At 65.8% G+C, this 9,548-nt stretch carries 11 protein-coding genes; 7 read left to right on the forward strand and 4 right to left on the reverse strand.

Features of this window, described 5'->3' with window-relative positions:
* Window positions 1-15: 15 nt before the first annotated feature.
* The 6 genes from ETR14_RS07205 to ETR14_RS07230 all read left to right on the forward strand — a co-directional run bounded on the left by ETR14_RS07205 (window position 16) and on the right by ETR14_RS07230 (window position 5,290).
* Window positions 16-1,305, forward strand: coding sequence for a sensor histidine kinase (locus ETR14_RS07205; protein WP_129384028.1), 1,290 nt, complete (start codon window positions 16-18; stop codon window positions 1,303-1,305).
* Window positions 1,298-1,930: a response regulator transcription factor gene (locus tag ETR14_RS07210; RefSeq protein ID WP_129384029.1), complete on the forward strand. Its 633-nt coding sequence runs from the start codon at window positions 1,298-1,300 to the stop codon at window positions 1,928-1,930. Before ETR14_RS07205 ends, ETR14_RS07210 begins: the two co-directional genes overlap by 8 nt.
* A gap of 1 nt (window position 1,931) precedes the next feature.
* Entirely contained in the window at window positions 1,932-2,330 is a 399-nt protein-coding gene (locus ETR14_RS07215) for a response regulator transcription factor (protein ID WP_129384030.1), read from the forward strand.
* Between the two features lie 402 nt (window positions 2,331-2,732).
* A complete protein-coding gene (locus ETR14_RS07220) occupies window positions 2,733-3,158 on the forward strand; it encodes an organic hydroperoxide resistance protein (RefSeq protein WP_129384031.1) in 426 nt (141 codons plus the stop codon).
* A 26-nt stretch (window positions 3,159-3,184) separates the two neighbouring features.
* A complete protein-coding gene (locus tag ETR14_RS07225) occupies window positions 3,185-3,979 on the forward strand; it encodes an alpha/beta fold hydrolase (protein ID WP_129384032.1) in 795 nt (264 codons plus the stop codon).
* 459 nt (window positions 3,980-4,438) lie between these two features.
* The gene (locus ETR14_RS07230; protein WP_206185996.1) at window positions 4,439-5,290 is read left to right on the forward strand and encodes a GNAT family N-acetyltransferase; all 852 of its coding nucleotides are present in this window, start codon (window positions 4,439-4,441) and stop codon (window positions 5,288-5,290) included.
* Between the two features lie 65 nt (window positions 5,291-5,355).
* Here ETR14_RS07230 and ETR14_RS07235 read toward each other — a convergent pair whose 3' ends face one another.
* Both ETR14_RS07235 and ETR14_RS07240 read right to left on the reverse strand, forming a co-directional pair.
* Window positions 5,356-6,477, reverse strand: coding sequence for a class I SAM-dependent methyltransferase (locus ETR14_RS07235; RefSeq protein ID WP_129384033.1), 1,122 nt, complete (start codon window positions 6,475-6,477; stop codon window positions 5,356-5,358).
* Window positions 6,478-6,522: 45 nt separating this feature from the next.
* Window positions 6,523-6,912: a UrcA family protein gene (locus tag ETR14_RS07240; RefSeq protein WP_129384034.1), complete on the reverse strand. Its 390-nt coding sequence runs from the start codon at window positions 6,910-6,912 to the stop codon at window positions 6,523-6,525.
* A gap of 616 nt (window positions 6,913-7,528) precedes the next feature.
* Here ETR14_RS07240 and ETR14_RS28185 point away from each other — a divergent pair.
* The gene (locus ETR14_RS28185) at window positions 7,529-8,182 is read left to right on the forward strand and encodes a phosphatase PAP2 family protein (protein ID WP_165356356.1); all 654 of its coding nucleotides are present in this window, start codon (window positions 7,529-7,531) and stop codon (window positions 8,180-8,182) included.
* Between the two features lie 386 nt (window positions 8,183-8,568).
* Here the strand turns inward: ETR14_RS28185 and ETR14_RS07250 are convergent, their stop codons facing one another.
* Both ETR14_RS07250 and ETR14_RS07255 read right to left on the reverse strand, forming a co-directional pair.
* Window positions 8,569-8,934: a response regulator gene (locus tag ETR14_RS07250; RefSeq protein ID WP_129391500.1), complete on the reverse strand. Its 366-nt coding sequence runs from the start codon at window positions 8,932-8,934 to the stop codon at window positions 8,569-8,571.
* Between the two features lie 278 nt (window positions 8,935-9,212).
* Window positions 9,213-9,548 carry a PilZ domain-containing protein gene (locus tag ETR14_RS07255; RefSeq protein WP_129384036.1) on the reverse strand — a complete coding sequence of 112 codons (336 nt, stop codon included), beginning with the start codon at window positions 9,546-9,548 and terminating at the stop codon, window positions 9,213-9,215.

Consider the following 9,548-nt stretch of genomic DNA (forward strand, 5'->3'; position numbering starts at 1 on the left):
GCGGGTTGAGGTTGAATGCTATTCGCTCACCAGATCATCGTTGGCAATCTGGCCGGCCCGGGAGCGTGCATGGGGGAAGAGCATCCGCAACCGGATCAGGGCGAATGGGAGCCGCCCGAGATTGAGCAGGCACCTTCACTGATCGAACTGCGTGCCGAATTGGCGCGTACGCAACGTGCCTGGATGGCTGCAGAGGAGGGGCTGCGCGAGACGCTCGCCGCGATGATCCAGCATCAGCAAGTCGGCAAGTGCGGAAACTTCCGGTACAACACGGTAACCGGCGCGATCACCGGGACCGAGGAAGTGTTCAAGATGTTCCGCTTCCCGCCCGGCACCCGGGGCTGCACCGTCGAGCAGTGGCTGGAGAGACTTCATCCTGATGACCGTGCCAGGATCGAGCAGCAATTTTTCGCGGCCATCGCCGGCGGAAAAGATCTCCGCTTCGAATACCGCATCGTTCTCGACACCGGTGAGAAGCACATACGCTGCGACGGCGAGCCCGATCTCGAGTTCAAGGGTGAGCTCGTTTACTTCGGCGTACTGACCGACGTCACCGAACGGCGCGCGGCCGAGCAGGCGCAACGCACGATGGAAGCCGAGCTTGCCGCCGCCTTGCGCCTTGCGTCGATGGGCGAGCTCGCCGGTTCGATCATCCACGAGGTCAATCAACCGCTTGCCGCGATCGCCACCAGCGCCTCGGCATGCCGCCGCTGGATGGCCGCCGGCGAGGACCATAAGGAGCGGGCGCTGGCATCGCTCGATCGGGTGGTCGAAGAAGGGCAGCGCGCAGCCGCAATCATCAGCGGCCTCAAGTCCCTCATCCACGACGTTTCGGCGGAGCCCTCGGCCTTCGATTGGGAGGGCGCGGCGCGCGACGTGTGTTCGCTGATCCTGTCGGAGCTGGCTCGGGAGAATATCTTGCTCGAAACCCGCTTCGCAGCCGATTTGCCCCGCGCAGTCGGCAACCGGGTGCAGTTCCAGCAGATCCTGATGAATCTGGCCCGCAACGCCATCGAGGCGATGCAGAACAGCAAGGCGCGGCGGGTTCTGACCGTGGCCACGGCACGCCGCGACGCCATGCTCTCGCTCCAAGTTGCGGACACCGGCACAGGGTTCGACGGGGCCAATCCCGACCTTCTGTTCAAGCCGCTGTTTACGACCAAGAAGGAAGGCATGGGACTGGGCCTGTCGATCTCGCGCAAGATCGCGATCGCCCATGGGGGGACCCTGCACGCCGCAGCGCGGGAGGGCGGCGGATCGGTGTTCGAGCTTCTTCTTCCCGCAGAAGGGGGCGATCATGTTTGAGGCGAAGGCCGCCGCGCCGCTTCGCAGGCCGCTGGTGCACGTCGTCGATGACGATCCCGGGATGCGGGCCTCGCTGGAAGACCTGCTCGAATCGGTGGGCTACGACGTCGCGAGTTATGCGAGCGCCGCCGAATGGCTCCACGGCGAGCAGGTTGAAGGGTCGGCTTGCCTGATCCTCGATGTCCGCCTGCCGGGTGTGAACGGGCTGGATCTCCAGGAGCAATTGGCACGGGAAGGCCGTCACGTCCCCGTCGTCCTCGTCACCGGCCATGGCGACGTGCCGATGAGCGTGCGGGGCATGAAGGCCGGCGCGATCGACTTTATCGAAAAGCCCTTCCGGGACCAGGATCTGCTCGATGCGGTCGCACTGGCGATCGAGGAAGGGCGTCGGCGCGCCCCACGGATCCAGCGTCGCCTCGACGCTCAGCGGCGCTTCGCCACCCTCTCGCCCCGTGAACGGCAGGTCATCGATCTCGTTGTCGAGGGACGGCTGAACAAGCAGATCGCCCACGCCCTCCTGATCAGCGAGGTCACGGTGAAGATCCACCGCTCAGGAGCAATGCGCAAGCTCGGTGTGCGCTCCCTGGTCGAGCTGACCCGCTTGGCCGAAGCGCTGGGCGCCTGACATGATGGCGGCGGCAACCGAACGGAGCGCGTGCAAGCCGATCGTCAGCGTCATCGACGACGATTCGGCGATGCGGGCGGCGCTCAGCGATCTGCTCGATTCGCTGGGCTGCCAGTCACGGGCTTTCGGCAGCAGCGAGCTGTTCCTGAGCGCTGAGGCGGCCGAGTCGAGCGATCTCGTCATCACCGATATCGAAATGGGGGAACTCGACGGGCTCGGTCTCCTGAAGCAGCTCGGCGAGACTCTGGCGCATCCGGTGCCGGTGATCGTGATAACCGCGCTCAGCGACGTGCGACTGGAGCACCGAGCAACGGCGGGAGGCTGTTTCGCCTTTTTGCGCAAGCCGTTCGATCCGGAGCGGCTGATCGCGCATGTGCGAAAAGCCGTCGCGCTTCCGTGATGGTTTGCACGCCTGCGTCCGCGCAGGCCATATCTCGCAAGCCCGTCCGACCCGGCAAGTGAACGGGTCTGCATCCCGGCGAGAGGGCTGACATTTTCCGGGCGCGAACAGTCGCGCTCGCAACGACCACAATCATACGCTGGTATTAGCCCGATCATCCGCAGACCCGGCTAGCTGCCTGTTCCCCACCGCGTCAGCTTCTGCTTTGCCGCTATGTAGGTGGGGAAGCGCATGACAGGAGCTGACACCGTTTTCAGGCTGGTCGAGCCGATGAGCTCTAGCGTCCGAACCATCGCCGGAATGGATCGACCGGTCTCGATCTCCTCTCGCGGTTGCTCAGGCGCTCACCGCCTTGACACCGTTTAATATCGTGATAAATGTTATGACGAAAAGAGTGAGCAGATGAACCTTCTCTATCAGACACAGGCCGTTGCCACCGGCGGCCGCACCGGCAAGGTGGCCACGGCTGACGGCGCGATTGCGCTGACGCTGACCACTCCGCCGGAACTTGGCGGCAGCAATGGCGATGGTACCAATCCTGAGCAATTGTTCGCCGCCGGCTATGCGGCCTGCTTCCTGAGCGCGATCCGGTTCGTCGCCGGCAGGCGCAAGCTCGTGATCGCGGAGCGAAGCAGCGTCACCGCCAAGGTCGGCATCGGCATGCGCGATGCCGGCGACGGCTTCGACCTCGACGTCCAGCTCCAAATCTATTTGCCTACGATTGAAACCAGGCTCGCCAATCAATTGATCGAGCAGGCTGACCTAGTCTGCCCTTACTCTCACCTCACCCGCAACGCTGCCGCAACCCGGCTGTCGCTGGTCGAGTGAAACTGCCCGCAGAAAGGACGCAATCGATGATCCGAAACCTCCTCACCATCACTGCCGCCGCCATTGCAACTTTGGGCTTCGCCTCGGCCCTGCCCGCCCAGAGTCCGGCCACCCGCCCGGCGGCCGGACAAGCGCGCAACGTCGTCCTGGTCCATGGCGCGTTCGCCGATGGTTCCGGCTGGCGCGGCGTCTATGACGATCTGACCAGGCGGGGCTACCGGGTCAGCATTGTCCAGAACCCGCTCACCTCGCTTGCGGACGACGTGGCGGCCACCAAGCGCGTCCTTGCCCGGCAGGACGGACCGACCATCCTGGTCGGCCATTCCTATGGCGGCACCGTGATCACCGAGGCCGGGGTGGATCCCAAGGTGATCGGCCTCGTCTACGTGGCGGCACTCGCCCCGGACGCCGGAGAATCCACTGGTGACCAGTTCGCCGACATTCCTGCGCCGGCCGGGTTCGTCATCGAGCCGCAGGCAGACGGATTCGGGTTCGTCAATCTCGACAAGTTCAAGAGCGGCTTCGCCGGCGACACTAGCGACGCCGATGCGGCCTTCCTCAGGGACTCGCAGGTGCCGATCGCCATGTCGGCCTTCGGCGAAAAGGTCACGCAGGCGGCGTGGCGGTCGAAGCCGAGCTGGGCGGTGATCGCGACCCGGGATTCGGCGATCGATCCGAAGCTCTTGCGTTGGACCGCCAAGCGTATCGGCGCCTCGGCGCATGAGGTGGAGGGGAGCCACGTCGTCTTCCTCACCAAGCCGAAGGCGGTGGCCGACGTGATCGATCAGGCGGCACGAACCGCAGGCGCAAGGAAGCTCTGAGCGGCTGACCACATCCGAAGACGCGGCGGCGGGCGGCATCTGGCGATGTCGCCCGCCGTCTTTCATATGCAACCGAGGAGGACCGTCCGGTAATCACGCTGTAGCGCGCGGCGCCGATGCGCAGGCTCGAACAGGATTGTCGCGCCCTCTCGCCTGCCGATCATGCGCAAACGGGGGGAGACGATCCGAAGGAGCCGCATGGTCAAGGATCGCCCCGAAGTCCCGTGTTTTCGGCCCGGCCAGAGCGGCCCGGACATGCGCGGCAGAGCCCCTGCTGGCCCCGCCACGATCGGGCGGCGGGTCGTTCGAGAGGTCATGCGGGGCTTCGCGGTGGCGGGCTGCCTTCACTATCCCACCGGGGAAGGCGTGGATCTCGCCCGGCGGCTCATGACTCTCGGAGCCGAGCCGCATCCGGGCCCGCGCGACTCGACATGACCCTCAAGGCCGAAAGGATTTCCGATGACCGGCAACCATGCAGAACAGGCCGACGCCGCCCAATCACCGTTTTCGGACGGGGCCTCGTCAGCAACCGAGGCGGCCGACCGGCTGCAACTTACGGACAGCGAACGTGAAGCGATCTTCCGGAATTGCCGGCATTATTGGCTCGGCTACGGATCCAGGCTCCGGATCGATACCGGGATGACGCTCTACAGCGCAGGCGTTCGCGACCCCCAGCTGAATGGGGTCATGTGGATGGGACCGGGCGATCTCGGCACCAGGGTGGACGAGGCGCGACACTGCTTCGCCGATCTGCCGTGGTTGTGGTGGGTCGGGCCGGACAGCGATCCCGGCACCCTCGATGTCCTGCTCGCCCGACACGGAAGGCCGGTCGGGGTCTCGCCGGTCATGGCGATCCGCACTGACCGGGTCGCCGACGTGCCTCATCCTCCCGGACTGGTCGTCGAGGAACTGGCGCCGGATGCCGATCTGGCCCCGTGGGTCAGGACCTACGGCCCGCCCATGGGCATCGCCGCCGAGGAAATCCCGGCGATGATCCGGGCGGAGGAAGCGCGCACCGATCCGCCCGGATGCCTGGTGCGCTTCGCTGCACGCCTGGACGGCGAGATCGTCGCCGTGAGCGAATTGCTGATGCGCGATGGAGTGGCAGGCATCTATCTCGTGGCAACCGCTGCAGCGCGGCGGCGCCTCGGCCTCGGTGCGGCCGTCACCGCCGCCGCCGTCCGGCTTGGCGGCCGGCGCGGCGCCCTGATCGCCGCGCTCCACGCCACGCCGGCCGGGCAGCCGCTCTACCGCCGGCTCGGCTTCACCACGATCGCGGACTACCGGATCGTGTCCTTGCCGCCGCTCTGATTTTCGTCATCGGCAAAGGGAGACGCGGAACGCCGTCGGCATTCCGCGTCCCGCCTCCAAGCCGGTCAATTCTGGCCGAAGCCTTCGCCAACCATGCGCCCGAGCGCCGCGACGCGTGCGCCGGCACGCCGCGCGATGATCAAGGTGCCCTTCTCCGCCGGCGACAGCACGATGCGCACCTGCGTCGTGAAGCCCGCCTCTGCGACCATGCCGGTCAGTTCCGCATGGGACAGGGTTCGGGTTCCCGTCTCGGTCAGCAACGTCAGCCGAAAGGCGGCTTCGAACAATAAGGGCCTCGTCTCCTTCGGATAATCATGAATGACCAGGATCCCGCCGGGCCGGATGACCTCGCCCAGCCGCCGGAAAATCGCGCGATTCTCCTCGATGTCCATGTTGTGGGCGACCGACAGATACAGCGCGACATCATAGCCCTGCCCCCAGTCGCAGCAGCGCAGGTCCGCTCCCTGCACGGCGATCCGGTCCTCCAGGCGATGGTCGGCGATCCGCGTCCGCGTCTCGCTGAGCGCGCTTTCCAGATCGACGATTACCGCGTCCATCCTCGGGTAGCGCCGGCACAATTCGATCGAATGCACGCCGTGCGATCCGCCGAGGTCAAGCAGCCGCAGGGGCCCGTCCGGCAGATCCAGCGCGCCGACCAGATCCGGAAGCACGAACTTGGCAGCCTCGCGCATGTAGCGGGAGAAAGCCTGCCCGAGCGCCGGATCCTCCGCCATCCGGTCCCACAGCAATCGCTCCGGCCCGCCCCGGACGACGGCGTCCGGGAGATCGCTCATGATCTTCCACACGTCGGCCGTCCAGCTGAGGCCAGCGCCCCAGTCGATCGGCCCGCGCGCGGTGAAAAGGCGGGTTGTCTCCGCGGCGTTGGCGAGCATCGGGCCACGTCGCGTCAACGAGCCGAGCGCGACCAGGAAGTCCGTCAGTCGTTCGACTCCCGTCCTGCTTGCCTGCAGCGTCTCGGCCAGGCCGGCGACGTCCATCGGGCGGTCGGCCAGAGCCTCGAACAGCCCAAGCTTGCCGGCCGTCGCCATTGCCGCTGCGGTCATCATCTGCAGATAGATGCCGAGCATCGGCATCGGCGCCGGAGCACCGTCCGCAGCATCGTCGTCATCGCCCCAAGGATCGCCTGCACGGATCGTTCCCGCACCATCGCGTCTGCCATAGTCCATCTGTTCATCCTTGTTTGTTGTCCGGCAGTCCTGGCCGGCGGCCGTTCAGTTGCTGCTGCGAGAGCCGAGGCTCAGCCGTGGCGGGAGCGCGCGTGCGCGCGGATCGATCGGGACATGGCAGATCCTGTCGTCGGTGCGGCAGGTGCGGCGTGCCCGGCCGACCGCAAGATCGACGCAGGCGCGAAATTCGGCGCCTCGCTGGCTCTCGCCGATGCCGCACGCGGCGGAGGCCGATGCCCCGACACGATAATCGCGCGTGACCTTGCCCTTGCCGGAGCGAAGGTCCAGGTCGCTGACATCCACCTCTATCTGGTGCACCGGGCGGCCGGCCTCTGCTCGGGCAGCGATCAGCGCGCACGCGCAGACCATTACCGCCAATTTCACCTGCAACTGCCCGGACGCGCGCACCGAAACACCGGAAACGGAATGCTGCATGTCAAATCCTCCAATCTGACTCGCCCGTAACTCGGCCAGATGGCAGACATGTTATTGGCGGGGTGTGTAGCGTTTCACTTGTAACGCTTCCGTTTTTAAGGGCGCTTACCTGGAGATCGTGCATCGACTATGGGAATCCCGCGAGTGAGAGCTGTTTTTCGACGGCGCCATGAAATTGCCGCCCGCGTTCCCGTTGTGCCGGGTTGTGGCGGCCGCGGCCTCCGATGGGATGACCCCGCCTCCCACGGAGGCCGCGTTTCAAGGGCGCGGCGGCACGGCACGTCCAATGCCCCTTTCGCCCTGTCCGGTCGCGAACAAGTGGCTGCCGGCTCCGGATCGACGCTCGTCTTACAAGCGAAGCTTGGCGCACGAGCGCCGACGCCATTCCGTAACGCGCCGCGGCGAGGCTCGTCACCTCGAACAGGAGGAGGAGGATTCCCATGCGTACGATCCTGCGCAAGGCGGGCGCCGCCCGGCGACGCTCGGAAACCGGCAAGAGCGGCGGCGGGGCCGCTCGTCGCCCGGATCGCGCCGGTCACGGTCCGTGTCGCGCCGGGTCGATACGCCGTCACCGGTGCCTGCACGAGCCCCACGTGTCGGCCGCCGGAGAACGCGCATGCGCATCTCCGCGCTAGACCATCGGATCAGCGAGGCGATGAGCGCGGTCGCGGGACATCTGCCGGGCCTCGACTGGCTGTTGCTGCAGGCTTTGCAGACGGATCTGCTGAAGCTCCTGCCGCTTGTCGCTTTGCTCCTCTTGGGCAGGCGGGATGGAGAGTGGCGCCGCGAGACGGTCACGGCCCTTCTCGCCGCAACCCTCGCCTTGGCGGCATGCGCGCTGGCGCAGCATGTCGGTGGAGACCGCGTCCGTCCCGCGCTCAGCGGCCTGTTCGCGTTTCCGCCGCTGCCGCCGGGCGCACAGGCGGACCGCCTCAGCTTTCCCAGCGAGACGATTGCTGCCGCCTTCGCGCTGGCGGCGGTCCTCGCGCGCCGCGGCGGCGCCAGCGCCCGCTTCGCTTATGGCTGGAGCCTGTTCGCGGTGGCCTTTCCCCGCCTCTACGGCGGCTACCATTATGCCAGCGATCTCGTCGCCGGGGCGGCGATCGGGCTCCTGTCCGCGCGCCTGCTTCTCGGCACCGGCTGGAAGCAGCTGCCGGCGTGGCGCTGGAACACTGGACGCGGTGCGGCCGCCGGCGACGTCCTCCTGATGCTGTTCGCGTTCGAGGTCGGGCGCCTCTTTGCCGATCTGCGGGCGCTTGCCGACGGCTGAGGATCCGCGCGCGTGAGGCCGCGCCCCATCGACCCTCCCTCGAGGCGCACCCGGATTGGACATGCTGACGCGCGGCCAGGCGCAGACGCTTACCGGTGCACAATTGCGATCCCGGGCAGATTGGGGAAGCAGAGCCGGCGTCCCAGCGCTGGGCCGCAAGACAGTGTTCCAAGGCCGAACTCGAGGAGTGAGTTGCTGAACGGCTGAGTGCGATAGATCACGGCGCCGCCCCGGCCGCGACGGCGATACCGAGCTGTTGCGCGGCGTGTTGCCATTGCTCGCCAGAAAGCGAGTTCCGTGGCTCGGCTGTTGGCTGGATCGGTGCTTTTTGGTCCCTACAATCCGCCTTGCCCTCGGCCGGGACAACCAATTGCTGCTGGACGCTCTCACACCACCCCGGCAATCTCCAACTTGACCTCGAGTGTCTCACGATCGAACGGCTTCATCATATATTCGTCCGCGCCGGCCTCGATCGCTGTTCGGATATGCGCGGCATCGGTCTCCGTCGTGCAGAAGACGACCTTTGGCTGACTGGGAAAACTGCGCTGCCGAAGGATCCGCAGGAAATCGATTCCGTTCATCACCGGCATATTCCAGTCGAGCAGGACCACGTCCGGCATCTGGATCTCGCAGCAGGCGAGCGCCTCGCACCCGTCTCCCGCTTCCCGAACCTCAAACTCGAGTGCCTCGAGGATATGGCGCGCGACCTTTCGGATCACTTTCGAATCATCGACCACAAGGCAGTTCTTCATCATCAGACTCGCTGTTCGGGGCTATGCAGCAATTCTACCGTTCAAAGGTAAGCACCCTGTTAAGGAAGGTGAGACCGCAAAAGCTTTCTGCCAGAATTGTTGGCGAAGAGACTTCCGAAGGACGTTGCGCCTGCATCCATTCTCTGAATCTTGGCACTCAATCGACAGGAGGCGTTACCGGGCGCAGACACGAGTCACATGCACGCCACCATCAAATACGGCCCATACCGCGGATCCGTTTCCTCCTGCCTCGACACTCTCCAGTTCCGCGGAAAAAATCAGCTTGGAGAACGCGGCACAGGATCGCAGGTCGGGTTGGTCTGCAGCTTCCCAAGAAGGTGGGAGAGAACCGCAGGATGAAGCGGCCTCGTGAACTCCAGCCCCGCTTTGTCAGACGCAACCCACCGAATGCGGGCTTCCCAGCTTTCAAGGCCAGGAAACCTGATCCACACCGTTTCCTCCACGCGCGCGTAAAAGGCCGGTGCAACGGCACAGCCGGTTGGCGACAGGTCGATAACGTCGACCCGCCAGGGAGACGCGCCGAGCAGACGAAAGCGGGCCATCATTCGCGTAACGATGCGATCCCCCGCCCGGCGCTCCAATTCCGCATACAT

It is taken from the genome of Sphingosinicella sp. BN140058, from assembly GCF_004135585.1.
Lineage (GTDB): Bacteria > Pseudomonadota > Alphaproteobacteria > Sphingomonadales > Sphingomonadaceae > Allosphingosinicella.

Excerpts from the sequence above, each read along its gene's own strand:
- ETR14_RS07215 (WP_129384030.1), top strand. The coding sequence starts at position 1,932 with ATGATGGCGGCGGCAACCGAACGGAGCGCGTGCAAGCCGATCGTCAGC.
- ETR14_RS07250 (WP_129391500.1), bottom strand. The coding sequence starts at position 8,934 with ATGAAGAACTGCCTTGTGGTCGATGATTCGAAAGTGATCCGAAAGGTC.
- ETR14_RS07225 (WP_129384032.1), top strand. The coding sequence starts at position 3,185 with ATGATCCGAAACCTCCTCACCATCACTGCCGCCGCCATTGCAACTTTG.
- ETR14_RS07220 (WP_129384031.1), top strand. The coding sequence starts at position 2,733 with ATGAACCTTCTCTATCAGACACAGGCCGTTGCCACCGGCGGCCGCACC.
- ETR14_RS07230 (WP_206185996.1), top strand. The coding sequence starts at position 4,439 with ATGACCGGCAACCATGCAGAACAGGCCGACGCCGCCCAATCACCGTTT.
- ETR14_RS07205 (WP_129384028.1), top strand. The coding sequence starts at position 16 with ATGCTATTCGCTCACCAGATCATCGTTGGCAATCTGGCCGGCCCGGGA.
- ETR14_RS07210 (WP_129384029.1), top strand. The coding sequence starts at position 1,298 with ATGTTTGAGGCGAAGGCCGCCGCGCCGCTTCGCAGGCCGCTGGTGCAC.
- ETR14_RS28185 (WP_165356356.1), top strand. The coding sequence starts at position 7,529 with ATGCGCATCTCCGCGCTAGACCATCGGATCAGCGAGGCGATGAGCGCG.
- ETR14_RS07240 (WP_129384034.1), bottom strand. The coding sequence starts at position 6,912 with ATGCAGCATTCCGTTTCCGGTGTTTCGGTGCGCGCGTCCGGGCAGTTG.
- ETR14_RS07255 (WP_129384036.1), bottom strand. The coding sequence starts at position 9,548 with ATGTATGCGGAATTGGAGCGCCGGGCGGGGGATCGCATCGTTACGCGA.
- ETR14_RS07235 (WP_129384033.1), bottom strand. The coding sequence starts at position 6,477 with ATGGACTATGGCAGACGCGATGGTGCGGGAACGATCCGTGCAGGCGAT.